This window comes from Tumidithrix helvetica PCC 7403 (assembly GCF_965232925.1).
Taxonomy (GTDB): Bacteria; Cyanobacteriota; Cyanobacteriia; order Pseudanabaenales; family Pseudanabaenaceae; genus Tumidithrix; species Tumidithrix helvetica.
This window is the reverse complement of the sequence record NZ_CBDDRA010000024.1, coordinates 30,747-56,330: the sequence shown is the minus strand read 5'-3', so window position 1 is coordinate 56,330 and position 25,584 is coordinate 30,747. Positions and strand designations below refer to the sequence as shown.

General features: G+C 47.0%; 22 protein-coding genes, 2 tRNA genes and 1 pseudogene. 16 read left to right on the top strand and 9 right to left on the bottom strand.

Annotated elements, in window-relative coordinates:
* Positions 1 to 143 precede the first annotated feature (143 nt).
* Positions 144 to 1,250, bottom strand: a complete 1,107-nt coding sequence (locus ACP2WE_RS19710) for a Fe(3+) ABC transporter substrate-binding protein (RefSeq protein WP_425217251.1) — start codon at positions 1,248 to 1,250, stop codon at positions 144 to 146.
* Positions 1,251 to 1,418: 168 nt separating this feature from the next.
* Positions 1,419 to 3,101, bottom strand: coding sequence for an ABC transporter permease (locus ACP2WE_RS19705; protein ID WP_425217250.1), 1,683 nt, complete (start codon positions 3,099 to 3,101; stop codon positions 1,419 to 1,421).
* A 182-nt stretch (positions 3,102 to 3,283) separates the two neighbouring features.
* Here ACP2WE_RS19705 and ACP2WE_RS19700 point away from each other — a divergent pair, with 182 nt between their 5' ends.
* The gene (locus ACP2WE_RS19700) at positions 3,284 to 4,396 is read left to right on the top strand and encodes an ABC transporter ATP-binding protein (protein WP_425217249.1); all 1,113 of its coding nucleotides are present in this window, start codon (positions 3,284 to 3,286) and stop codon (positions 4,394 to 4,396) included.
* 51 nt (positions 4,397 to 4,447) lie between these two features.
* Here ACP2WE_RS19700 and ACP2WE_RS19695 read toward each other — a convergent pair whose 3' ends face one another.
* Positions 4,448 to 5,032 (bottom strand): dihydrofolate reductase family protein, encoded by a 585-nt coding sequence (locus ACP2WE_RS19695; RefSeq protein WP_425217248.1) that lies wholly within the window; start codon positions 5,030 to 5,032, stop codon positions 4,448 to 4,450.
* A gap of 289 nt (positions 5,033 to 5,321) precedes the next feature.
* On the opposite strand from ACP2WE_RS19695, the gene ACP2WE_RS19690 reads away from it, so the two are divergent.
* The 6 genes from ACP2WE_RS19690 (at position 5,322) to ACP2WE_RS19665 (ending at position 13,314) form a co-directional block, all read left to right on the top strand.
* Entirely contained in the window at positions 5,322 to 7,196 is a 1,875-nt protein-coding gene (locus ACP2WE_RS19690; protein ID WP_425217247.1) for an AAA family ATPase, read from the top strand.
* A 53-nt stretch (positions 7,197 to 7,249) separates the two neighbouring features.
* Positions 7,250 to 9,946, top strand: a complete 2,697-nt coding sequence (locus tag ACP2WE_RS19685) for a CBS domain-containing protein (protein ID WP_425217246.1) — start codon at positions 7,250 to 7,252, stop codon at positions 9,944 to 9,946.
* 544 nt (positions 9,947 to 10,490) lie between these two features.
* Positions 10,491 to 11,090 (top strand): Uma2 family endonuclease, encoded by a 600-nt coding sequence (locus ACP2WE_RS19680; RefSeq protein ID WP_425217245.1) that lies wholly within the window; start codon positions 10,491 to 10,493, stop codon positions 11,088 to 11,090.
* 158 nt (positions 11,091 to 11,248) lie between these two features.
* Positions 11,249 to 12,133 (top strand): acyl-CoA desaturase, encoded by an 885-nt coding sequence (locus ACP2WE_RS19675; RefSeq protein ID WP_425217244.1) that lies wholly within the window; start codon positions 11,249 to 11,251, stop codon positions 12,131 to 12,133.
* Positions 12,134 to 12,179: 46 nt separating this feature from the next.
* Positions 12,180 to 12,779 carry a Uma2 family endonuclease gene (locus ACP2WE_RS19670; protein WP_425217266.1) on the top strand — a complete coding sequence of 200 codons (600 nt, stop codon included), beginning with the start codon at positions 12,180 to 12,182 and terminating at the stop codon, positions 12,777 to 12,779.
* 461 nt (positions 12,780 to 13,240) lie between these two features.
* A tRNA-Pro gene (locus tag ACP2WE_RS19665) sits at positions 13,241 to 13,314 on the top strand.
* A 138-nt stretch (positions 13,315 to 13,452) separates the two neighbouring features.
* On the opposite strand, the gene ACP2WE_RS19660 is transcribed toward ACP2WE_RS19665, so the two are convergent.
* On the bottom strand, positions 13,453 to 13,581 hold the full coding sequence (locus ACP2WE_RS19660; protein ID WP_425217243.1) for a hypothetical protein: 129 nt from the start codon (positions 13,579 to 13,581) through the stop codon (positions 13,453 to 13,455).
* A gap of 16 nt (positions 13,582 to 13,597) precedes the next feature.
* Between ACP2WE_RS19660 and ACP2WE_RS19655 the strand changes: the two genes are divergently transcribed.
* Genes ACP2WE_RS19655 through ACP2WE_RS19640 form a run of 4 tightly spaced genes read left to right on the top strand, consistent with a single transcriptional unit; the run spans position 13,598 to position 16,791 of the window.
* Positions 13,598 to 13,834: a hypothetical protein gene (locus tag ACP2WE_RS19655; RefSeq protein WP_425217242.1), complete on the top strand. Its 237-nt coding sequence runs from the start codon at positions 13,598 to 13,600 to the stop codon at positions 13,832 to 13,834.
* Positions 13,835 to 13,876: 42 nt separating this feature from the next.
* Positions 13,877 to 14,929: a CHAD domain-containing protein gene (locus tag ACP2WE_RS19650; RefSeq protein ID WP_425217241.1), complete on the top strand. Its 1,053-nt coding sequence runs from the start codon at positions 13,877 to 13,879 to the stop codon at positions 14,927 to 14,929.
* Positions 14,930 to 14,974: 45 nt separating this feature from the next.
* Complete coding sequence (locus tag ACP2WE_RS19645) at positions 14,975 to 16,540, top strand: pyruvate kinase (RefSeq protein ID WP_425217240.1); 1,566 nt, start codon at positions 14,975 to 14,977, stop codon at positions 16,538 to 16,540.
* Positions 16,541 to 16,587: 47 nt separating this feature from the next.
* Entirely contained in the window at positions 16,588 to 16,791 is a 204-nt protein-coding gene (locus ACP2WE_RS19640) for a DUF8621 family protein (protein ID WP_425217239.1), read from the top strand.
* A gap of 19 nt (positions 16,792 to 16,810) precedes the next feature.
* Here ACP2WE_RS19640 and ACP2WE_RS19635 read toward each other — a convergent pair whose 3' ends face one another.
* A complete protein-coding gene (locus ACP2WE_RS19635) occupies positions 16,811 to 17,287 on the bottom strand; it encodes a hypothetical protein (protein ID WP_425217238.1) in 477 nt (158 codons plus the stop codon).
* 230 nt (positions 17,288 to 17,517) lie between these two features.
* Positions 17,518 to 18,888, bottom strand: a complete 1,371-nt coding sequence (gene tftA, locus ACP2WE_RS19630) for a hormogonium tapered terminus morphoprotein TftA (RefSeq protein WP_425217237.1) — start codon at positions 18,886 to 18,888, stop codon at positions 17,518 to 17,520.
* Between the two features lie 144 nt (positions 18,889 to 19,032).
* Between tftA and ACP2WE_RS19625 the strand changes: the two genes are divergently transcribed.
* Together ACP2WE_RS19625 and ACP2WE_RS19620 are read left to right on the top strand one after the other, a co-directional pair.
* Positions 19,033 to 19,437 (top strand): NIL domain-containing protein, encoded by a 405-nt coding sequence (locus ACP2WE_RS19625; RefSeq protein ID WP_425217236.1) that lies wholly within the window; start codon positions 19,033 to 19,035, stop codon positions 19,435 to 19,437.
* A 35-nt stretch (positions 19,438 to 19,472) separates the two neighbouring features.
* On the top strand, positions 19,473 to 20,039 hold the full coding sequence (locus ACP2WE_RS19620; protein WP_425217235.1) for a hypothetical protein: 567 nt from the start codon (positions 19,473 to 19,475) through the stop codon (positions 20,037 to 20,039).
* Between the two features lie 83 nt (positions 20,040 to 20,122).
* Here the strand turns inward: ACP2WE_RS19620 and ACP2WE_RS19615 are convergent, their stop codons facing one another.
* Positions 20,123 to 21,520, bottom strand: a complete 1,398-nt coding sequence (locus ACP2WE_RS19615) for an aspartate ammonia-lyase (RefSeq protein ID WP_425217234.1) — start codon at positions 21,518 to 21,520, stop codon at positions 20,123 to 20,125.
* Between the two features lie 167 nt (positions 21,521 to 21,687).
* Complete coding sequence (locus tag ACP2WE_RS19610) at positions 21,688 to 22,776, bottom strand: AI-2E family transporter (RefSeq protein ID WP_425217233.1); 1,089 nt, start codon at positions 22,774 to 22,776, stop codon at positions 21,688 to 21,690.
* Between the two features lie 110 nt (positions 22,777 to 22,886).
* Here ACP2WE_RS19610 and ACP2WE_RS19605 point away from each other — a divergent pair.
* Positions 22,887 to 22,971, top strand: a tRNA-Ser gene (locus ACP2WE_RS19605).
* Positions 22,972 to 23,248: 277 nt separating this feature from the next.
* Here ACP2WE_RS19605 and ACP2WE_RS19600 read toward each other — a convergent pair.
* Positions 23,249 to 23,857, bottom strand: a pseudogene (locus tag ACP2WE_RS19600) (DedA family protein); the annotation flags it as partial.
* A gap of 397 nt (positions 23,858 to 24,254) precedes the next feature.
* On the opposite strand from ACP2WE_RS19600, the gene ACP2WE_RS19595 reads away from it, so the two are divergent.
* Both ACP2WE_RS19595 and ACP2WE_RS19590 read left to right on the top strand, forming a co-directional pair.
* The gene (locus ACP2WE_RS19595; RefSeq protein WP_425217232.1) at positions 24,255 to 24,857 is read left to right on the top strand and encodes a Uma2 family endonuclease; all 603 of its coding nucleotides are present in this window, start codon (positions 24,255 to 24,257) and stop codon (positions 24,855 to 24,857) included.
* 37 nt (positions 24,858 to 24,894) lie between these two features.
* Positions 24,895 to 25,557 (top strand): glutathione S-transferase family protein, encoded by a 663-nt coding sequence (locus tag ACP2WE_RS19590; protein WP_425217231.1) that lies wholly within the window; start codon positions 24,895 to 24,897, stop codon positions 25,555 to 25,557.
* Positions 25,558 to 25,584 lie beyond the last annotated feature (27 nt).

Sequence of the window (25,584 nt, the reverse complement as noted above, 5' to 3'; positions counted from 1 at the left end):
GTTGGGGAGAGGTAAAATATAAGGCTGTCGAATTCGCGTTTTCATTTATAAATCCCGTAGGGGCAATTCATGAATTGCCCCTACGGATAAATCAAATAGGATTTCAATTATCAACAAGTAATCCCTATTTGTGCTGATAACAACTAGTTCCAGCCCGATCGATCCATAATTTTGAGGGCTTCAGCATTATTTTTTCCAAAGGTAGCAGCATTGAGCTTATCTTCTTTAAACTCGCCAAAGCTTGCCAAAACTGAATCAGGAGTGACTCCCGCCACAACAGGATATTCGTTATTTCCCTTCGCAAAGTTTTCCTGAGCTTCGGGGCTGACTAAATATTCTAAGAATTTAATCGCTGATTCTTTGTTGGGTGAAGTTTTGACGACCCCACCACCGCTGATATTGACATGGGTGCCGCGATCGCTTTGATTGGGAAAAAACATCCCAACTTTCTCAGCAATTGCCTTATCTTCGGGCTTAGCTGACGCTGCCAGACGAGCGAGGTAGTAGGTGTTTACCACCGCAAGATCGGCAACTCCCGAAGCAACTGCTTTAATTTGGGCGGTATCGTTTCCTTCAGGTTTGCGAGCAAAGTTGGCAACCACTCCCTTTGCCCATGTCTCAGTTTTTGCCGCATCACTGGCAGCCAAAATCGAACCAACCAAAGACTGGTTATAGACATTGCCAGAAGAACGAATAATCAGGCGACCTTTCCATGTGGGATCGGCAAGATTTTCGTAGGTGGAGAGTTCGCTAGGCTTGACCTTATCCTTGTTATAGACAATTACCCTCGCCCGTTTAGAAAACCCAAACCAGTTTCCCTGCGGATCGCGTAAACTTTCAGGAATTGCTGTTTCTAGGGTCTTTGATTGGATCGGTTGTAGCAATCCAGCTTCCTGGGCTCTCCACAAATTGCCAGCGTCAACGGTAATTAAAATATCTGCGGGAGTTTTGCTGCCTTCACTCTTAATCCGTTCAATGAGCTTGTCAGCTTCGGCATCGAGTTTATTCACCTTGATACCTGTTTTTTTGGTGAAGCCTTCATAGAGAGCGGCATCTGAGCTATAGTGACGAGCCGTATAAATATTGAGAACCTGACTAGCCGATGGATTTGTCGTTGCGGGTGCGATCGCTTGAGGCGTAGCTGACTGCGTTGTCGTGGGTTTCGTCGTTTCTGTTGAGGGGCTACATCCAAAAACCACAAGCCCTGCGGTGATCGTAGCGAGTAAGCTATACCAAAAATTTTTTTTCATCACTCTAAAACTGATTACGCTAATGCTAGTAATTCCTAATTAATAAAAGTAATCTTACTGGATAGTGACACATACTGCCAAGTGATTAATCGATAGGTAATATCAGAAAAAATCTATGATGTCCATGCATGGACGATCCTGCTCGCCCCATCCCGATAAGCATTCTGCTCAGGATGCGTTTCGCCGCGAGATTTGCCAACTCAAGCAAATCACAGGAATTAATGCCACGAGAACAATTGCCAAAGCAGGAGCAGCTGCCTCTGCTAGCCGTTCATCCGAGGCGTAGTTGTAAACCCTTATTGCTAAGGTATCAAAGTTAAAGGGTGGACGAATAATTACGGTAGCGGGGAGTTCTTTCATGACATCGACGAAAACCATCATGGCTGCGGTCAATAGCCCACCCCATAGCATCGGCACATGGACTTTGAGTAAGGTGCTGGTCGAACCATGTCCCAGACTGTGGGCAGCATCATCGAGGTTGGGCTTAATTTTGCCTAAGCTAGCGCTAATGGCACTGTAAGAAACCGCTAGAAATCTGACTAGGTAAGCAAAGATCAGAGCAACCAATGTGCCGCTAAATAGGAGTCCCGTCGATATGCCAAAGGCTGACTGTAGCCCACTAGAGATCGCCCGATCTAGCCCTCCCAGCGCCGCCATAATGCCCACGGCAATCACAGAACCTGGAATGGCATAGCCCATGGCAGCAATCCTTACGGCAAACTGCATTTTCCAATTGGCACATAGTCTTTCTCCATAGGCTAGAACCAACGCGATCGCGACGCTCAGTCCAGCGGTCACGGCTGCAAGCAAAAAGCTGTTTTTGCTCAATTCCCAAAAGTCAGCATTAATGGATGATTGGGCAGCGGTCGCAGTCATGTAAACCAATAGCCCCGTGGGCAGCAAAAATCCCAAAGTGATGGGAATGAGACAGGCAGAACCTGCCAAGATTGCCCGCATACCTTGCAGTTTATAAGTCGAGATCTGCTGATAGCGGCTAGAGGTTTGGTAATAACGCGCTTGGCGACGCGACCACTGTTCTAGCAAAATTAGCCACAGCACAAAGAGCGTCAACATCGACGCCAATTGGGCAGAAGCGGCCTGTTCTCCCATGCCAAACCAAGTGCGGTAAATGCCTGTGGTAAAGGTATCCACGCTGAAAAACTGCACGGTGCCATAATCATTTAGGGTTTCCATCAGCGCTAGAGATAGCCCGACACTAATGGCGGGACGGGCGAGTGGCAAGGCGATCGCATAGAAACTGCGCCAAGGGTTACAACCCAGAGAACGGCTTGCCTCTAAAGTGCGGATGGACTGTTCTAAAAAAGCCACCCTTGCCAACAAATAAACATAGGGATAAAGCGTCAGGCTTAATAAAAAAATCGCACCCCCCATAGAGCGAATATGGGGAAACCAATAGTCACCCATGCTCTGCCAACCAAAGATCTGGCGCAACCCAGTTTGCACGGGACCATAGAACTCTAGGAACTCAGTGTAAACATAGGCAAGTAGATAGGCGGGAGCCGCCAAGGGCAAAAGCAACATCCATTCAAACATGCGACTCCCTGGAAACCGACACATCGTGACTAACCATGCGGTTGTAACCCCAAGCAGCAAAACGCCACAGCCAACGCCCAGCATCAGCCATAGGGAATTTGTTATGTAAGTCCCTAAAACCGTAGAAGCTAGATGCTGCCACACATCCCCTGAATTTGTAAAAATCTGGCTCAGCACAGCGATTACGGGGGTAGCAATTAGCGCCGCGATCGCGACAGTGACAGCGATCCAAAGATTAACCTGCGATCGGCGCAACACTTTTTTCCCTAATTTTTCCCGTGGGAGTATGGCAAACATAGAGGGCGATAAAACTTTGGCAATAAGAAGTAAATAATTTTGAAAACCGCTAAACTTTAATAGGAATTAGTAGCAGTAAATTACTATTATAGTAAGGTATCGCAATCCGATTTGATTTGTTTGATTTGTAGTGGGGGCAATTCATGAATTGTTCCTAAGGTTCTCTAAAACTTCTGTAATTCATGCATCCATCTGTAATTCTGCATCTAGAAGGGGTAACAAAGCAGTTTTCGCCTTCGATCGCACCTGCTGTCGCTTCCATAAACCTGACCTTGAATGCAGGTGAAATCTTGGTTTTTTTAGGGCCATCTGGCTGCGGTAAAACCACATTATTAAGGCTCATCGCTGGTTTTGAGCAGCCTCAACTTGGCACCATCGAGATTAACGACCAGATCGTTGCAGGACATAACCAGTGGATCCCCCCAGAGCAAAGGGATGTCGGCATGGTGTTTCAAGATTATGCCCTGTTCCCGCATCTAACGGTGGCAAAAAATATTGCCTTTGGTTTACGGCAAGGAAATAAAAATTTTGAGGCCAAACACCAAATTGCATCCCGAGTCACCGAAGTAATTTCACTAGTTTCTTTAGAAGGGTTAGAAAATCGCTATCCTCACGAACTGTCAGGGGGACAACAACAGCGCGTGGCTTTGGCGCGTGCCCTAGCACCTCGTCCTGCCTTAGTATTGCTTGATGAACCGCTTAGCAACCTTGATGCCCAAATTCGGCTAAAGTTGCGGCAAGAATTGCGCGATATTCTCAAAGCAGCAGGAACATCCGCCATCTTTGTTACCCACGACCAAGAGGAAGCCTTTGCGATTTCCGATCGCGTTGCCATCATGCAAAACGGTCATATCGAGCAAATAGGAACAGCGATCGAGATTTATCAAATGCCGCGATCGCGTTTTGTAGCTGAATTTGTCACCCAAGCAAATTTTGTGAATGCCCAATATCGAGGTCGGCTATGGGAAACCGAATTGGGCAGTTTTGCCTTACCCGATCTTTCACAGCAGGATATTCCGCAGGGAAGCCAAGTCGAACTGATGATTCGCCAAGAAGATTTGCAGATTCACCCCGACGAACAGGCTGATGTTGTAATTAGCGATCGCATTTTTTTAGGACGCGAACTGATTTACCATTTGCGAACTGCTTCTGGTCAGGTACTGGTTGCACGCACGACCAGTAAAATGCTATTGCCTGTGGGAATGCCTGTAAAAGTAACCGTGGAAGAGACTGCTTTGTATGCGTTCCCAATCCATGCGAAAGCTTTACAAAAACTACCTCTCACGATTTCTTGATTCTGTCTGCAAAGTTTTATCATTCTCAAGATTCATCAAACTACCATATCTTTACGAGGAGATCGTATCCGCTAGTGCTAGTGGGTTAAGCGTTTTTTCTATGCGATATTTATTTTGGACAAAGCCGAAATCATAGGCTTTCGTTACTACATGAGTAAGCTCAATATCTTTGTCGAGGGTTCCAAAAAGCGGTTTGCCAGATCCAAGAAGCACTGGAATCAAGGCGATCGTGATTTCGTCAATTAATCCCTCTCGTAAAAAGCTCTGAATCACAAGCCCCCCATCGATGTAAAGATGCTTTGCTCCATCTTTTGCAAGACGTTCGACAAGCACCCGTGGGTGCTCAGAAGATATGGAAGTGCTGCCTGAGATAGATATTGGAATGTGGATTTGCCCTCGGCTGAGCACCACTACTGACTTCGCGTGATAGGGCCACTCATCGAAGGAGAGTACTTTCTCAAAGGTTTTTCTGCCCATTATGAGCACGTCTACGGATTTTATGAAATCGTTATATCCACAGTCCTCACCCTTTGGAACGCTTCCATTCGCGCGATCGAGCCAGTCGATATTACCATCAGTACGAGCAATATAGCCGTCAAGGCTAGTTGCGATAAACACAGATGACTTTGTACTCACAAGAATTCCTCCTTATTTGCTAGCAATAGCAATCCCAAATGAGTTGTATTGATAATTCGCAGATAACTAACTTATGTTACGCCCAAGGCTTTCAATTCGGTTAGGCACAATGCTTCTTTAAAAATCTTATTGATGGCGCAATATAGAATGCTCTCAGACTGAGTTACGCAGGATCTCGGCATACTAGTTTTTTGAAAATGGTCTGACAAACGACTACTGACTGCGATATGCGACTAAAATTGATGCAGGCAAATTCGCGGTTTGTATTCATAACGTGGGTAATTCGCACATGAGTAACGATGAAGGGAACTTTTCTTTTCGGAACAAGGGACTAGAGTCTCTTGTCGATGAGGTCAAGCAGCTACTCAATCTAGAGCAACTCATCGATCTGGCACAAAAGATCGAGCAAAAAGCGGACTCAGGCGATCTCAAAACCCAAGTGCAGTTTTCCACCCGCGTTTCCAATATTCCGCGACAGGGCAATATTCCCCGTAGCAGTCCTCGCACTGCAACACAACCTGGTGGGGATGGATCGAGTTACGAATCGAATACACCTTCGGTAACACCACCCGAACCTAAAAACACAGCACATTCCCTCGATCGGACGGTGGGAGGTTTGGGGAATACCTTGGCACAGTTGCGCGATCTGGTCGAAATTCCACTCAAGCGACCCGATATTTTAGCGAAACTAGGTCTAGAGCCACCCAAAGGCGTACTGCTGGTGGGACCCTCAGGAACGGGCAAAACCTTAACGGCGCGATCGCTAGCAAATACTTTAGGTGTCAACTACATTGCGATCGTGGGACCCGAAATCATTGGCAAGTTCTATGGTGAAGCGGAAACCCGATTGAGGCAGGTATTTGAAAAGGCGGCAAAATCAGCTCCCTGTTTGATTTTTATCGATGAAATTGATTCCCTCGTGCCCAACCGTGCTTCTGTCGAAGGCGAAGTCGAAAAGCGTTTGGTGGCACAATTATTGGGTCTGATGGATGGGTTTGCGGCAACCAAGGGTGTGATCGTGCTAGCGGCAACCAACCGCCCCGATGCGATCGATCCAGCCCTGCGCCGTCCCGGACGCTTCGATCGCGAAATTATGTTCCCTATCCCCGATCGCCATGCTAGACGAGAGATTCTTGCCATTCATACCCGACCCATGCCCCTAGCCGAGGATGTCAATCTGGATGCGATCGCCGATCGAGCCCATGGGTTTGTCGGCGCTGACTTAAAAGGACTCTGTCAAACCGCTGCTATGCAGGCGCTACAGCGTCAAGTGCCCAATCTATCGCAAGTCCCCGATCGCCTCGAAGTCACCAAAGCTGATTTTGATTTTGCGCTCAAACAAGTACATCCCGCTGTCTTGCGATCGCTACAAATTCAAGCCCCACATGTGCGTTGGTCAGAAATTGGTGGACTCGATCGGATTAAGCACACCCTACAAGAAGCTGTGGCAGGGGCTTTGCTCGATCCTGAACTCTATGCGCGCGCCCAAGCCCGTGCGCCTAGAGGTGTGCTGCTCTATGGCCCACCTGGTACGGGTAAGACCCTATTGGCAAAGGCAGTGGCGACGGAAGCCCAGGCAAACTTTATCGCGGTCGCGGGTCCCGAACTCTTGACTAAATGGGTGGGGGCTTCCGAGCAAGCGATTCGTCAATTGTTTAGCCAAGCCCGACAAGCCTCTCCCTGTGTGATTTTTATTGATGAAATCGATACCCTCGCGCCAGCTAGAGGCAGTTATCAGGGCGATAGTGGTGTCAGCGATCGCGTGATCGGGCAGCTTTTAACCGAACTGGATGGCATTCAATCGGCGGAGGGAATTTTGGTGATTGCTGCGACCAATCGGAAAGAATCGCTCGACCCAGCCCTGTTGCGATCGGGACGAATTGAGCTGCATATGATGGTGGGATTGCCCGATCGCGTCGGTCGTCGCGCTATTCTCGCTGTCCATAACCGCGAACGTCCTTTGGCTGAAGATTTAGATTTAGAGCGGTGGGCAGAGCTAACGGAAGGATGGAATGGAGCCGATCTAGCATTTTTAAGCAATCGCGCCGCCATTTTTGCGATCCGCCGCCATCAACTCGATGGGGATGGCATCTTGACCAATCTCCACATTACGGGTGCTGACTTCGATCAGGCGTTGGCTGAAATTAGCCAGCAACGGGAATAGGAAACTTTGCTTTAGCCAGAGAAGCGATCGCGTATGCAAGGGAACGTAGCGTCATGGATATAATTCTCTGTCATACGACGGCAGATTTTGACACGCTTGGGGCGGCAGTGGGTGCAGCACGCCTGTATGCGGGGGCGCGTATCGTCCTCACAGGTGGGATGCAATTGCCCGTGCGCGAATTTTTATCCCTATACCGAGATGAATATCCTTTGATCGAGATGCGATCGGTCGATCCTGAATCAATTCAGCGACTGATCTTGGTGGATACGCAATTGCCCAGCAATCTAGGAAACGCGGCAAAATGGTTGGATTTGCCAAATGTGGACATTCATGTCTACGATCACCATCCCAGCAATCTTCAGCCTAACTTTCATGCAACCCTATGGTGCGTAGAGGCAGTTGGATCTACCTGCACGTTAATCATCGAACGTCTCCAAGCTCAAGTAATTCCACTGACGACCTTTGAGGTCACAGCCCTAGCTTTAGGACTGCATGTGGACACAGGTTCGCTCACGTTTGAACATACAACGGCACGGGATGCGATCGCCTTGGCATGGTTGATGCAACAGGGTGTGAACCTCAAGGTACTTTCTACCTATATCGACTACGCCATGTCACCCTTGATGCAGGAAGTTCTATCGCGAGGTTTGGCGGAGCTACCCGCACAGACAGAAACGATGCAGGGGTATCAGGTTGCGGTGTGGTCGCTCCAGTACGAGCAGTTTCTCACGGGGCTCTCAGGCGTGGTCGAGCGGCTGATGGAACTTACGGCGATTGATATCTTGATCGTAGTGGCTTGGCAAGCCGATCGGATCAGCTTGATCGGGCGATCGCGTCACGATTTTGCCCAGTTGCATACCCTGATGCAGCACTATGGAGGCGGCGGTCATGCTTGGGCAGCTTCTGCTTCCATAAAAGTAAAAACGACTGAACCCTTTGATGTAAAAGCATTAATCGCAGAAATTAAACAGGTATTGCGCGATCGCGTTCCTCAAGTTGTTATTGCCCAGACCCTAATGTCTTCGCCCGTGCGCACGATTCGCCCTGACACGACAATTGATGAGGCGCAGCGGGTGTTGTTGCGTTACGGTCATTCGGGGCTATCCATCGTGAACGATCGCGATCGGTTGGTTGGAATCATTTCCCGCCGCGATCTCGATTTAGCACTACATCATGGCTTCGGGCACGCTCCAGTTAGGGGATATATGGCGACGACCGTACATGCGATCGCGCCCCAAACGCCCCTGTCTGAAATTCAAGATTTGATGCTGAAATGGGATATTGGTCGTTTGCCTGTGGTCGAGGATGGCAAGCTTGTCGGTATTGTTACGCGCACCGATGTCTTGCGTCACCTGCACCGACTCACTACAGAACCCAAACAGGAAAGCAAGGTAAGCGACGGGACGCATCCTGAAAGGAATCGCTTGCAGGTGCAGATGCAAAAACTACTTTCGCCACGCTATCGGGATATCTTGCAACAGGCAGCCAAGGCAGCGGATTGGATGAATCTACAGCTATATCTGGTCGGGGGAACCGTGCGAGATTTCCTCCTAAATCTCGCCACAGACGACCTCGATCTCGTGGTTGATGGCAACCATCCCCTCGTCACAAATGGCGAAGAACCAGAAGGATGGGGCGTAAAGCTAGCGCGATCGCTGCAAACAATTTATCCCAAGACCAAACTAGAGATTCACGGAAAATTCCAAACGGCTGCCCTGACTTGGCCCGACGGTCTTTGGATTGACATCGCCACCGCTCGCACGGAATTCTATCCCTATCCCGCTGCATTGCCTGAAGTTGCTGCCAGTTCCATTCAACAAGATCTCTATCGTCGCGACTTTTCGATCAACGCTTTAGCTTTGCATTTAAATGGTTCCCATGCAGGTCAAATTCTTGATTTTTTTGGCGGATTGGAAGATTTAGAAAATCGCACGATTCGGGTTTTGCATCCCAATAGTTTTATCGAAGATCCGACGCGAATCGTGAGGGCTGTGAGGTTTGCTGTGCGATTGGGCTTTCAGCTCGATGGGCGCACGCGCGAATATGCCCAATCGGCTAGCAGTCTCGTCCAGCGCTATCGCAGTAAAGGCATCTGGGCATACCAAAATACAAGATTAAAGCAAGAGTTGCGCTACGTTCTCACTGCCAGCTATTGGGTGCAGGCACTATATCAACTAGATGAACTGGGAGCTTTGCAATACTTGCATCCTAATTTGGCGATTTCCCCAGAACTCGTACAACAATTGCGACGGGTGGGATCGTGGTTGTTCCACTTCTCTCGCATCTACCCAGACATAGAGCGGCATAATATCTGGCAAGTGCGACTAGAAATCGCGATCGCACCCTATCCAGAGGCAGTAGAGGTGGCGGAAAGATTGCATTTCAATCAAGCGGGACTCAACCGTTTGGCAAATTTCCATGCTTGGCGCGATCGCCTATTTCCCCAACTCACTGCCGATCTAGCGCCCAGTCAGGTAGCTAAGTTGCTAGAAAGATTGAATATTACCGAAGCGATCGCCCTAGCGGCTGTAGCTCCTGCTTCTATCCGCAGGTTGTTGTACCGCTATCTCAGCGATTGGAACTTGATTAAGATGCCCCTTGGCGGTCGCGAACTCAAGCAAATGGGGTATAAGCCAGGACGGCACTACCAAACCATTCTCAATGCTCTGCGGGAAAAGGTTTTGGATCGAGAAATCACCACGGTGACTGAAGCCGAAACATTTGTCAAACAGCAATTCCCCTTGCCCTAACGAAGATCCCAACGAAGAGGAGTTCCAAAAGTTAACGGGCTTTGCCACACAAGACACAGCCCGTTAACTCTTTTTCTTTGTTTTTCAGAACGACCTCCATTCACATATCTATAGTGAACCGAACTGGACTTGCAGACTTCCTATTTTCCTCATAGCTATATCTTCCAGATTTAGGTCTAGCCTTACCTTTGAGAGGGGTGTTGCTACAGAATGCTATAGTAGAAGTTTGCTGCAATCCCACTACTATATTAGCAAAAAATTGCGCGATCGCAGCAGACAAATTAGAATCTCAACGACTTTCTGGACTCGCATGAGCCTTGCCGCGATATCTCATATTCGATCGCATGTCTCAACCCCATTACGGCATCCATTACGCAATCGATACGGAAAACCTGCGGGTGGTTCATGTTACACCTTTCCCTGCTTAGCTCATCCGATTTCAACTGTGCGATCGCTAGACTCACACCAGAAAAAATATAGGATCGATGAGGGTGCTAAAATAGAAAAGTGAAAAGACGAATAGCTGCAAGCTTTCGGAGGTTTTATGACCGTCTCTGTAGAAACTTCGCTCTCAGAACCCTTGTTACTAGATTTTAGTACCGTCAAGCTGACTGACGAGCAATTCTATCTGTTGTGTATGCAGAATCCAGAAAAGAAGTTAGAACTAACAGCAGCAGGGGTATTGATTGTTATGGCTCCAGTGGGTGGCGAAAGTGGAAAAGAGGAAGCGAGATTGAATGCGAAAGTTTTTAATTGGAACGAAGATACCCAGCTAGGTGAAGTTTTTAGCTCCTCAACGATTTTTAAGTTACCTAACGGCAGTCAAAGATCGCCTGATGTTGCTTGGGTTAAGCTCAATCGGTGGCAAGCTTTAACTTTAGAGCTACGCAAGAAATTTCCACCCATTGCCCCAGATTTTGTCATCGAGTTGCGGTCGGAAAGCGATCGCTTATCAGATCTCCAAGCCAAAATGAGAGAATATCAAGAGAATGGAGTGCGATTGGGATGGCTGATCGATCCCCAAGAACGAACCGTTGAGATCTATCGATGCGGTCAAGAAGTAGAAATTCTTAAATCGCCCAACTCTTTAAATGGCGAGGACGTGTTACCCGATTTTGTCTTAAACCTATCGCCACTTTGGTAAATATCCCCTAACTCGCTTAAACCACTTACGGGATCGATCTCGACCTCCATGAAGTTCGCAACTTGGTAGGATGTTAAATGCTGGCGGGCAGTTTTTTAAACTTAACGTCCCGTTCGCATTTTGTTTGTATGTTAAAGCGTAAGGACGATAAAAGCCCAATGAAGCAGTACCCTCCCCTCACAATTATTTCTTATATCCTCGGGCCTACAATGATCGTAGTCAGTCATTTCGGATCTCTTCTCGCGATCGCGACGGGCTTATCGTGGGGCGCAGTCTTATGGCTAATAGGGTTATACCTCATACGCATGCTTGCCACAACGGGCATTTACCACCGCTTACTGACCCACAAGAGCTATCAAGCGCCATCAATTGTTTTATGGATTGGTTGTATCGTGGCGGCTTCGGCGGGGCAAATGGGGCCGAGTTGGTGGAAAGCGCACCACATGAACCACCATCAACACTCAGATCGATCACCAGATCCCCATTCTCCACACATTCCTTTCCAAGGGCTCAAAGGATTTTGGTGGTCTCAAGCGGGCTGGCTATTAGTACCGCAATTTTTCCCTGCCAAACTGCCGATGGATGTTGAAAGCGATCGCGTTTTAAAGATGGTGGATCGGTTGCATTTCATCCCAACGCTTGCGCTCGGTACCATCTCTTACTTCATCGGGGGCATGGAATATCTCGGGGCGTTTTTTCTGAGCACGACTCTCCTGTTTCACGGTGTTGCTACGGTCAACTCCCTCAGCCATCTCTTTGGCGATCGCCCCTTCGTCACCGACGATTTCAGTAGAAATAGCGGGTTCGTCGCGTTTCTGACCTTGGGTGAAGGTTGGCACAATCTGCATCATGCTTTTCAGTCGTCATCTCGGCATGGCATCACCATTCGAAATGGAGAGATTGTCTATCTTCTAGATCCAACTTTCGGCTTCATCAAAATGCTGGAGTTTTTGGGGCTAGCATCCAAGTTAAGAGTGCCTTCTGAGTTAGATCTGCTGGCTAGTGCGAGGAATCAAACAGAATCGATGGGGATGCTAAAATAAAAAAATAAAATAAAAAAACGAATNNCTGNAAGCTTTCGGAGGTTGTATGACCATCACTGTAGAAACTACACTCTCAGAACCCTTATTACTAGATTTTAGTACCGTCAAGTTGACTGACGAGCAATTCTATCTGCTGTGCATGCAGAATCCTGAAAAGAAGTTAGAACTAACAGCGACAGGGGTATTGGTGGTTATGGCTCCAGTAGGCGGTGAAAGTGGAAATCGCGAGTCGGAAATCGATATCGATTTGGGGATCTGGAATCGTCAGACCAAGCTAGGGAAAACTTTTAGTTCTTCAACAATTTTTCGATTGCCCTTGGGCAGTCAGCGATCGGCTGATGTTGCTTGGGTTAAACTCGATCGCTGGGAGGCTCTAACTGTGGAACAGCGCAAGAAATTTCCACCTCTCGCCCCAGATTTTGTCATTGAGTTGCGCTCGGAAAGCGATCGCTTATCCGATCTCCAAGCCAAAATGAGAGAATACCAAGAGAATGGCGTGCGATTAGGCTGGCTGATCGATCCCCAAGATCGTACCGTTGAGATCTACCGCTTAGGGAAGGAAGTAGAAATACTTGAATCCCCAAATTCCATCAATGGCGAGGGGGTGTTACCCGATTTTGTATTAGACCTATCGCTTCTTTGGTAAATATAATTTGTCAGCAAGCTGATGCTTACCTACTTAGATAAGTAAATATACTTACAAGAGTGACCCCAGCAGGAGATCGTCACCAGTCCTCAAGAAAATTGAGTATCTCTTGTGCCATGCAAAAAATCGCGATCGTAAAAAGTACCAGAGCTAAGAACGAGATAAGGCTTTGCATATATGTCTACCTCTCAAATCATACCCTTACCTATATTTTAACTCTTTGTCCGTTGCCTACTTGCAGAAAACTCGATGCCCTTAAACTCACCTCACAGGATTCCATAGCCACAATAGCAACTCTTAAAAAGCCTTTGTCTTCGCCCAAGATTTAACAATTGAGGCAGCCTACAAGCCAAAATGAGAATTGCTAGGGGTAGATTTAAATGACCAGACAAAGCTGTAAAATAGTAACAAACCTATGAGTAAAGTACACTTACTCAAAAGTGGCAGATCTAGAATGTTGCCGGGATGTAGCGCAGCTTGGTAGCGCACCTCGTTCGGGACGAGGGGGGCGAAGGTTCAAATCCTTTCATCCCGACTTGTACTTTCACATTCGCAAATTAAAATTCCCTCCTAGCAAATGAATGTCGTTTTTGACAATCACTGGATCGCGTCGCAGGACTCTGTACTACGCCAACTTCGAGGAACTGCTGTGGCATTCACTTCGCTTGCTCATTCAACGATTAAAAAAGCGAGCAGGTGAAAACGAAATCGGTAAGTCTGTCTCTTGCCCCTTAATAATCTCAGCGATCGCTTTGCCAGCACCAAAGGCATAAGAATCAGATGCCGATCGCAAACGTTCCATAAACTGTAACCTTCTTGTGAAATTTGGACAATCGCTCAAGACTGACCATGAATTGACCGAGATAGATTACTTCCTTAACACGGAAGATAGACAACAGCAAGCGATCGCGAGGGCTATGACTCGTGAAGGTAGCAAGCAAAATCTAGAATTGCCTTATTCAACATATTACAAAATAATTTGTTTTCATGTCATCCCGATCGCAGGATCGGTAGAAGTGGGAAAATGGACTTGTCTAGTTAAGCCTCCAAAGTAGGTTAGTCTTTTTTGAAAAGCCCATCACACAAGGTGAAATTGGATGAAGGTGCATCAGTTAGATCTTTCGATCGCATTGGGTGAATACGCTCACCAAATCATTTGCCAAAACTTTCAAAGGTTTGTCGATCGCGAAGAATCTGTTTTCCAAGATAACGATCCCGAGCCGTTACATCAGATGCGTGTTGGCATGCGGCAATTGAGAACGGCTGTGCGAATATTTAGTACGGCGATCGTCCTACCCAAAGGCGTTAGCCATTCATCTATTGGGGTAATTGCCAAAAGTCTTGGAGAAACGCGAGATTTAGATGTGTTGCAACTGGATCTGACAAACCGCTATCAGCTTTTGTTGCCGAAAACCGAGCAGTCTAAGTTCGATAAGGTTCTCAAACATCTGCACCAGAAACGCGAACAGAGCTTTCTTGACTTAAAGAAGACGCTAAATGGCGATCGCTATCAAAAACTGAAGCGATCGATCCAAGCTTGGATCGAGAAGCCCACCTACACCCCTGTAGGGAATCTAGCTATCTTAGAAATTTTGCCCGATTTGCTATTGCCATTGATTTGCGAGCTTTTTCTCCATCCAGGCTGGCTAGTTGGAACGAGGATTCAAGCAGGGAAAGCTGCATCGATCCCCATTGAGAATGTTGAGGAACTAAATCAACAATTGAGGCAATTTGGCGATCTGCTGCATAGCTTGCGCAAGCAAATAAAAGGAGTTCGCTATCAAGCAGAGTTTTTTGCTGCTTTTTATGAACCTTCCTACATGCAAAGAATTGCAGAATTTAAGGCGATTCAAGAAATCTTGGGTCAGTTTCAAGATCGCGTCGTCCTGCGTCAGTTTCTAGAATCCACCTTGAATGCAGATTTGGGAAAGGTTCTACCCACGATAGATCGAGAAATGCAGCAGGATGAGACTGCTTTTTGGCAAAATTGGCAACCCCTTCAGCAATCTTATCTCTCTTTAGAATTTCGCGAGTCGTTGCGATCGCTGCTCACAACCCCGTTGAATTCAGCAACAACGGTATCCCAAAAAAGCAAAAAGAAAGCTAAAGGTAGCACGTCATCCGAAGATAATCCTCTGAACTCAAACTGAAAAGCTATTAAACCCTAAAATAACGAGCGATCCTAGCGTTTTTATATGATTAGTTCAGCACCAGAAGTAATTTTTCCACCCCTTAATCTCGATAGCCCCCAAGTCTTGCTATCGACACTGAAAGAACTTCGTCAGACCGTCGAACGTGAAGGACAAGACATCTTCGATCGATGGCGATCGCACATTCAACGCCCTGAATTTCTGTTAAGTTCTCTGAATCTAGCGCAATATTTAGCACTAAGGCGACACGACTTGCGATCGCTGCAAGCAGCACTGATGCCCTGGGGCTTGTCTTCACTGGGGCGAATTGAAGCACGCGTCATGCCCAACCTCGATGCAGTGATTGCCACCCTAGAAGTTATTTGCGGAGTAGAATCTGCCCAAAGCCAAAGCCGCCCACCCATAGAGGCTTTTTTTGAGGGCAACCGTTTGCTCCAACAACATACAGAAGAACTATTTGGGCAGACCAGTCCCAATCGTCGAGTCAGAATCATGGTTACCCTACCGACTGAAGCTTCCACTGACTACGATCTGGTGCGAAAAGTTGTCCAGCGAGGGGCAAACTGCGTGCGCATTAATTGCGCCCACGATTCCCCAGAAATATGGCAACGCACGATCGATCGCGTGCGTCGAGCCGAACAGGAAACAGGCAAAAGTTGTAAAATCATGATGGACTTAGGGGGACCAAAAATCCGCACGAGTTCTGTGCTCGCACCGTTTGATAAAAAACGAGTATTCCGAGACGATCTCATCATTCTTGTACGTGGCGAACCTGCGATCGGAATCAAATCTGGCTCAGATGAGGCGATTCCCTCGCCCGTGGAGCATTTCCAAACCTGCTGTACGGTTCCTGAAATTCTCGATCTGCTAACAACTGGTACGACAGTCTATATCGATGATGGCAAAATTCGGACTCGCGTAATCGATCCGCAATACCCATTGTCCGATGGGCAGATGGGCATTTTATTGCAAGTTACCCATGCCAGTCCCAAAGGGATCAAACTCAAGCCTGAAAAGGGATTAAACTTTCCAAACACCGTCTTACCGCTCAACCCGTTGACAGAGAAAGATTTACGTGACTTAGATTTTGTCGCCACCCACGCCGATATTATTGGCTACTCATTTGTGCAACGATCTGAGGATATCGATCTGCTCCAACAGGAATTGGAGAAACGCTCTGCGGGGCGGATCGACCGACCTGCGATCGTCGCCAAGATCGAAACAGCGATCGCAGTGTCTAACCTGCCCGAATTGATCGTTCACGCCGCAGGTAAACAGTCCTTTGGTGTGATGATCGCTAGAGGTGACTTGGCAGTTGAAATTGGCTACCAGCGCTTAACCGAGATTCAGGAAGAAATCCTCTGGATCTGCGAAGCAGCTCACGTTCCTGTAATTTGGGCAACGCAAGTTTTAGAAAGCTTGGTAAAAGATGGAGCGCCTTCCCGTGGTGAAATGACCGATGCCGCCATGGCAGAACGTGCTGAGTGCGTCATGTTAAACAAAGGTCCGTTTATTGCCGAAGCCATTACCATTTTGGATGACGTGCTCACGCGCATGGAAACCCATCAATTGAAAAAAACGCCGCAATTACGGGCATTGCGATCGTGGTAAGCCGAAGATAGATCTTACGAATTTCGCTAGTTTTGGAGCAATGAGTTATGGTTATGCAGTCAATCCAAATAGAAATAGAAGTCGATCTTAAAGAGCATTACACCGTATCAACCCTACACCAAGCAATTCAGGAGGAATTACAAAAATATGGAAAACCTCTTAACTGGTTGGTACTTGATGCAGACAAGGAACGTCAAAAAGTACGGGTTAAGGCGATGATTTTAGCTCATGGATCAAACGCTTCTGTCTAGTCTTTTAAACCTGTATTTTCTAATCGCCTAAACTTACAAAAGTGATTCTATATCGAACGCTATCTTCGTGTGGGTCGCTAAAAGTCTTTACATTGCGCCATGTCTTGCCGCCATCATGGGACAAATGCCATGCTTGATTAGCGCTAACGACCGCTTCGCTAGCCCAGGCTTTATTAATCTCGTCTACCTGTGCTTGATATTGTTCGACAGTTATCGAGTTGTCTTGATAACAATCGCGATAGGCATCTGCTACCAAATCGCTAATCTTTTGAGCCAAGGTATTACCAAGGACGAGTTTGTCTATCAAGGCAGTCCACACATGCAAGTGCTGACCCTCAATAATAGGAAGATTTGCCTCTTGCTGTAGCTCTGCACCTTGGTCGAAAATTGTTTCAGACGGAATTGTTAGCCCTCTATACTGGGCGATCCAAACTTGCAAACCAAGAGTCTTAAAAGTCGCGTCTGTGAACTGTTCTATTAGGGATGGGAAATTCATGTCAACCGAACTCCTGACAACGCTTGCTTGACTGTTGACCAAGTCACCCGAACCGCTTACTAAGTTTGTGCGACTCTTGACTGAGGTTTTATATTTTAAAGATGAATCAAGTTAGACCGCAGAAGCGGATAGAACTCTTACTTTACGTTAACAGCGGTAATTAGTCTGTAATTGCCGACACGATCGCATAACTTGACTTTTGCAGCCTGCGTTTGAGTATGATGTAATCGCTACAAAATGCCCGCAGATTCATACAAACGTCTAATTGTGGCGAGAATCTTGCGATCGTATAGTGCATCAGTTGCCCATCGTCCCGTGAGTTGGCTCAAAAGAGGCGCAATTCCTCTGGTCACAAACTGAAAACGCGGATCGACCAGCGGTTGAATCAACGGAGCTGTACTTGCATAGGCCTTAAGATGCTGAATGTGCGCTCTTACCCCCGTACGCTGATCGGGAAATTTGGCTCCATGGGCACTATTCCCGATCGCACCAATCCCCGCAAAGTTATTTTGATTGGGAGCGACATCATTCCCAAACCGCAAAAAGCCAGTTTCTACACACATTTGGCTAAAGGCAACATCATGATTTACGCCTTCCAAGGCGGCTTCTTCGCGATAGAGTTTGGGCAGATCGCCATAGATGGTTAAAGCCATCTCGTTGTTATTTTTAAGAAACATGAGTAGTTGTAACTCAGAGGTATTGCCTACACCCATAATCCGATCGATGTTTTCTGGGCAAACCTTAAAGATCGTCTTGAGATTGACGGTGCGGGTTGAGTTATCCCAAGTTACCGATACATTTAGATCGCGCAGCCCGATCGCTTGCACAAATACAATGTTTTGATAGCGAATCTTGCGAATATTAGGGGCGCGATCGAGGCTAATGCCCAAGCGATCGACGAGATCGAAGGGAACGTAAGCATTACCGTTGACGATGATGCCTTTTTCTTCGTAAGCCTGCCCATTTAGATTAATGCCGATCTCAGGATAGGTCGTAGGAACTGGGGTCGGTGAAGGAGAAGGGGTGGGACTTACGCCTCCAACATTGCTCAACCACATCTGTAACCCATCAGCAATGCCGATCGCATAGTCGCGGCGACGGGTCTGGATCAAGCGACGGTCTTGAGGATTGGTCAAAAAGCCCAACTCCATCAAAATCGAGGCGGGGACGATATCTCGACAAAATGCGAGTCTACCTACACCCGTGCTGGTATCGGGTTTAGCCCCTCGACTGGGAATCTCGGGTACGCGCCGCACTAAAGCGTTTAGTAATAACTCGGCTTGGCGTTTGCGAATATCATTGTTGGCAATATAGTAGGTGGAGGCTCCTCGTGCATCGGGATTGTTAAAAGCATCCATGTGAATCTCAAGAGCAACATCCTGCCTTGTGGCTCTGGCGTTGATCCAGTTGACGGTATCCTCTAAACTGAGATCGTCGCCTGGGGCTTCGACGGGTAAAGCGCGCGATCTGAGTTCTGCTACGATCAGATCTCTGGTTGCAATTAATTCGGCGGCTTCGGTCGTACCACCTGCGATCGCCCCTGGATCGCGAAATGTGCCCTCAAACCCACCATGACCTGCTGAAACAAAGATTTTGCCCATTTGCCTAGTTCATATTCCTGCGAGTACCGACAGTAAGCACAATATTTTGCCGTAAGTTTAGCAATTTTATACAGCAAAAGCCTTTTAATAGCGCAATTAATTTTTATCCTCCCCCAATAAATTGAGGATCTCCTCTAAGAAAAAATGAAAAAAAGAGTAAACCTAACCTTTCCTAAACGCGTGATTAATGTACCTGTGGCCTATCGACTTGCCAAAGACTTTAATGTAGCGGCGAATATTATTCGAGCGCAGGTCGATCCCAACAAGGTGGGAAAAATGGTTTTAGAGCTATCAGGCGACATCGATCAGCTAGAGGCTGGCATCGAGTGGATGCGATCGCAAGATATTGATGTTTCTTTGCATGGGCGCGAAATCGCAATTGATGAAAACACCTGCGTCGATTGCGGTCTATGTACGGGGGTTTGCCCAACTGGAGCCATGACGCTCAACCCTAAAACATTTCAGTTAGAGTTTTTGCGATCGCGTTGCATTGTCTGCGAGCAATGTATTGCCGCCTGCCCTGTCAATGCAATTTCGATTAATTTGTAAATTTATCAATCTATTTGTAATAAGCGGATTTAGGCATGAACCGAGAGCCAAAACCCAGCCGATCTTCTGTCCCACCTTCGCCCAGAACTGCGGTCGATCCGTTCAAGCTGGGATTCATGGTTTTTATCAGTATTTATGGCTTTATGGGCTTAATCAACTATGAATCTCTCTGGTTTCTGCATAACTTTGACTTGATTATTCATGAAGCGGGTCACGCAATTTTTCGCATATTTGGCGAGTTTGTTCAATTTTTAGGTGGCACCTTGATGCAGTTACTGGTTCCGATTGGGATCGCCGTTTACTTCTTTTTTAATAAGCAAAACTTTGAAGGCGGCGTCACCCTCTTTTGGATTGCCGTTAATTTGTTTGATATCTCGCGATATATGAAAGACGCGCGATCGCAAGAGTTGCCCTTACTCGGTGGTGAATTTGTTACCCATGATTGGTGGTATCTGTTTGGCAAAATGAATTTGCTTGCCCATGACAAGGCGATCGGTGGCTTCGTACATTTCCTCGGTTTCTTGGTCTATGGGTTAGCCGTGTTCGTCGGCTTTTATCACGCTTGGAATAGTCCGCGTCCTCAGACCCCAGAAGATGAATAACGAAGCTTTTTTGGAAAAGACCGCACTCTGCGCGGAACCTAAACCTCGATCTGTCGCAAATTTAAGAAAAATTGGTATGACATTTAGCGTTCGTTGGGGCGACTCATTTGCTCTAGATTCAACACCTCTGCCAACTGTGCTTCTGACATCAGACCGCGTTCTAGGACAATTTGCCGCAGCGATTTGCCCGAAGAAAGAGATTCCTTGGCAATGTCAGCGGAGTTGAGATAGCCGATGTGGGTATTGAGCGCAGTCACCAGAGATAGACTTCCCTCGGCATAGTCAAGGCAGCGATCGCGCATCGCTGTAATTCCATTTACACACTTGATCGCCAGACTATCGAGCGCATTTCCTAAAATCTCAATACTATGGATCAGATCGTAGGCAATGAGCGGCATCATCACATTTAGTTCTAGCTGACCTGCTTGGGCTGCCATTGCGATCGCGGCATCATAGCCCATCACTTGATAGCAGACCATATTCGTCATTTCGGCAATTACGGGATTGTATTTGCCCGGCATGATTGAGGAACCTGGCTGCACGGGGGGAAGTTGAATTTCCTTTAAGCCAGTTTTGGGTCCCGAATCCATCAAGCGTAAATCGTTCGCGAGCTTTACACAGTCTTGGGCAAGATTGCGCAACGAGCCTGACACCGCCACAAAAGGAGCCATACTTTGCATGGCTGCCATCAAGTTTGTCGCTGGACGCAGTTCAAAGCCTGTAATTTCTGATAGCTTCTCGGCAACGCGATCGCAATATTTAGGATGGGTATTTAGCCCAGTTCCCGACGCACTGCCTCCTAAACCCAGTCGCTTTAGATCGTCTGCGGCAGCTTGAATGCGTTTGTAGTGACTGCCAATAATCTGGGCATAGGCAAGAAACTCGTCACCCAGACGCACGGGTACGGCATCTTGAAGATGGGTACGCCCTGACTTGATTACGTCCTCGAACTCGATCGCTTTGAGATGCAGTTCGTTACTCAGGTTAGAAAGGGCAGGATAAAGATAACGCTCAAGGGCAATCAAAGCACCAATCCGAATCGCCGTAGGAATGACATCATTAGTGGACTGTCCGTAGTTGACATGATCGTTGGGACTAATGCGGGCATAGTTACCCTTGACATCCCCAAAAATCTCTAAGGCGCGATTTGCCAGCACTTCATTCACATTCATGTGATGGGAAGTCCCTGCCCCCGCTTGGTAGATATCCACCACAAACTGATCGCGGAGCTTGCCATCTAAAATCTCATCGCAGGCGGCTGCGATCGTCATGCCCATGTCAATCGGAATGCAGCCCAGTTCGGCATTTACTAGTGCCGTTGCCATTTTGATCGTGAGACAAGCATCGATATAAACGGGCAGAGGCTTAATGCCACTGATCTCAAAATTTGCGATCGCTCTAGCAGTTTGAATTCCGTAATAAGCAGTCTGGGGAATCTGCATTTCCCCCATTGAGTCGCGTTCGATTCTATATGCGTTCATGTTTTTGCGATCGCCTACCAAGTTATCAGCCCTTAGCAATCAGAAAGCTAATGACCAGAACATTCTCATTCTCAAGTTTTTATGCTGCGATCGTCAAGGATGGACTGGGCTAGATTGGAATTCTTAAGTATTCAGAAATAATTCTTATATATTTCCTTTGTATTTCTTTAATGGGGGACAACCTGTTCTGGGGTAGGGGAAACTCCTTGAAGCGCTTTTTCCGCCGATCGTTCCGCCCGTAGGCTATCGGTTACGCCTTTAATCGCACTGGCGATCGGTACGGCAATCACCAGACCCAAGGGTCCCCCAAGCTGTAACCCCAGAAGCAAAGACACCAAGATCCAAGCAGGATTTAGTCCCGTGAGATTGCCAAGAATTCTCGGTGCCACGAGATTAGAGATGATCTGATCGACGGCTACAGCCGTAATTAAAAATTTAATCCCCAACCAAAAATTATCTAAGACGAGCAACAAGGTGACCAGACCGATCGTAAATGCCCCACCAAAGGGAATCAGACTAGTCAAACCCACGCCAAAACCAAACAAAATGCCAAAGGGTACATCTAATAGTAAGAAGGCAAGGGTGAGACAAACCCCATTCAACGTGCCCACCGTTGCCTGCCCGACATAGTAGTTTTGAAAGTTTTGTCGTAGCGATGTTTGCACCTGCGTCCCTAGGTGGGTAGGCAACCACTGAAAGATCCCCTGCCAAATGCGATCGCCATTGGAAAGAAAATAAAAGGCTAGAACCAGAGTCAGTAACACATTAACCGCACTGCCCACCGTATCTAAAGCTATGCCAAGGGTTTTGCCTGCAAAGGTTTGCAACTGTCCTGACAGGCGATCGGTAATTTGAATGGCAATCCCGCTGAGGTCAACGCGAATATTTTGAGAATCCGCCCAAGCTTGGAGGGCTGTAAGTTGAAAGGCTCCTGAATCCAGCCAACTCGGCAAGCGCTTTACCAGTTCGCTCAACTGCCCGATCGCGATCGGAACCACCGTAATCCCCACACCAATGAAAACCGATAAAGCTAGCAAAAACACCAAAATCACGGCATTGCTGCGCTTTGCACCCCGCGAGACCAAGAGCTGTACGGCAAAATTGAGCAAAAAGGCAAGAATGGCAGCCGTAATTAAAATACTGGCGATTGGTTGGAAAAACTGAAACGTTTTCAGCACTAACCAACCATTGAGAATAATCAACGGGAAGATCAGCCAAAAATTTAATCGTTTCAGAAGTGGGTTATCCGTTGCCATAGCGCAGATTTAAGGTAAAGGGTGATTGGTTATCGGTTTTCGGTTTTCAGACTGACAACTGATAACTAAGTGCTTGTAGGTGTGTAGACAATGCTTTAGAATGTGCAGTTGGAGAGATGGCAGAGTGGTCGAATGCGCTCGACTTGAAATCGAGTGTTGCGAAAGTGACCGGGGGTTCGAATCCCCCTCTCTCCGTAGCTGCTGGTAAAACCAAAAATAAAGCCCAAAATATTTAGAGGCAAAGCACTAGCATAGAAGAATCTGGCGAGATTGGTTGATTCTTTGGTGCGAATGCTTTGTTATGCCGTGAAATTCATCTTAGCTGAAGTTAAGAGGGTGGGTTTGCTACAGATTGAGCGATCGCGTCATCCAAATTTAAATTACTAGAGAGTCCAGATTTTTCAGAACTAGGTTCTTCTGTGGCAGCAGAATTAGAGGTAATGTCTGGCTCCACTGGGCCGATACCCCAATACTTCTTGGCTGCTCGCCAAATCATCGGCAAGAGAAACCAGCTAGCAACTGCCACCAAGATAAAAATTCCAAAGCGCAGAATGTAGCTAACCAATTTCTCTAAGGCGATAAACCGTCCAGCAAAATAAGCAAGACAGGTGACTCCCGTTGCCCAAGTCATGGCTCCTGTAATACTAAATAACAGAAAGCGAGGATAAGGCATCCCCGACACCCCCGCCATCGGACTGGCAAAGGTGCGCAAGAGGGCAATAAAGCGACCAAAAAACACAGCACGATCGGCATTGCCACTAAACTTTTCTTTTGCCTGCGCGATTTCTCCAGAAGGAATACGGAAAACCTTGCCTACGGTTTCTAAAACACTCAAACCGCCCAATCTACCGATCCAATAGCCACTGCTATCCCCAATCATCGCCCCCGAAGCCGCGCTCAGAAGTACCAAAGGGTATGAAAGCTCGCCATTACCTGCTAGGAACCCACCTACAATCGTGATCGTCTCACCAGGTATGGGAATACCTGAATTTTCCACCATAATGCCAAAAAAGATTAGCCAGTAACCATACTGACCCGCCCAATCTTGAATCGTCTCTAAGGAAATAATCTCAAGGGACATTCGCTATGCCTTAGCTATTTATTACTTTTTGTGTCATATCCATTATAGAGGTTGAAGGTTAAGAGCAAGTATCTGTCTTAGGTTCTGAAAATACGATCTAAAAACCTATCTGAAAACCTATCTAAAAACCTGTCTGAAACCTGTGTGTAAATCTTATCTATGTTGAAAACCTGAATTTTTTACCATAGGAATTCAACCATAGATCCAGATCGGATGCAGAAAAACACCTGTTAAAGCCCTTCGACATTGAGTTAGGAATTCCAGATTTTTTGCCAGACTAAGGTTTACAAGAGCTTTTTATCAGGTTCTCATTATTTTTTTATATAGAACCATATCCCTGATGTTCAGATCGCAGCTACAATGCTGGAATAATTTCATATTCTGATTGGCAGCCGTTATGCTTTCCAATACCAAGCGCTTCACCCTAGAAGAATATCATCGCCTGATCGATTTGCGATTTTTTGCTGAAGGCGATCGCATTGAGTTGGTACGCGGAGAAATCGTGCAAATGGCTCCCAAAACGACTTCCCATGTATTTTGCAGCAGAAGCCTTCTGGACGAACTTCCCTCACTGCTTCAAGGACGTGCCAAGTTTCAGTGCCAAGACCCCATTTTGCTTCCTTCAGGAAGTGAGCCTGAGCCAGATTTTGTGATTATTAATCCCAAGCCCGATAATTACCTGTCTGGGCATCCCACACCTGCCGATATTTTGCTGGTGATTGAAGTTGCTGATTCCTCACTAGATTACGACCAAACCGTTAAGGCAGAGCTCTATGCTGAGGCTGGAATTAGCAACTATTGGCTTTTTAATTTGGTGGACTATCGTTTAGAGGCTTATAGCGAGCCCTATAAAGACTTTCAGGGGGAATATGGCTATGCCCAAAGAAAGTATATTCTGGCGGAGCGATCGGCTCCCTTGCCCTTCGCACCAGATGCACCATCCCTCGATCTATCTAAGGTTTTCCCCCGTTTGGTAGATTATCAATCTTTTGGAACCTAAAAATACTGACAATTCCAAACAGGATAAAAGCTCAAACATGACAAACCTTACACTTGTAATTGGGAATAAGAACTACTCATCATGGTCGCTTCGTCCCTGGCTAGCGATGCGCCAGTTTGGATTAGAGTTTGACGAAGTGAGAATTCCCCTTTATACACCTGAGACTCCTGCTCAGATTCGCCAATACTCACCTTCTGGGAAAGTTCCTACCTTATTACATGGCAATTTAGTGATTTGGGATTCTCTGGCGATTTGTGAATATCTCGCCGAGCTTTTTCCCTCATTCCATTGGTATCCAGAAGATAGAGCTGCTAGAGCCCTTGCGCGTTCGATTAGCGCCGAAATGCACTCTGGCTTTCAAGCTTTGCGGCAAAATATGGGTATGAACTGCCGCGCTAAATTACCTGGAAAAGGACTGACACCAGAAGTGGAAAAAGATATCGATCGCATCACCACAATTTGGAAAGAATGTCGTCAAGAGTTCGGTACGAAGGGCGAGTTTTTGTTTGGTAGATTTACGATCGCAGATGCCATGTACGCTCCAGTCGTCCTGCGATTTATGACCTACGGTGTTCCCCTCGATCCTGTCTGTCAAGCCTACTATCAAGCGATCCTAACCCTGCCAGCCACCCAAGCTTGGATCGACGCAGGAGTAGTAGAAACCGAGATTATTCCTCAATTTGAGCTTTTCACTAAATAACTCGTTTTCTAGCCCAGAATTCTAGAA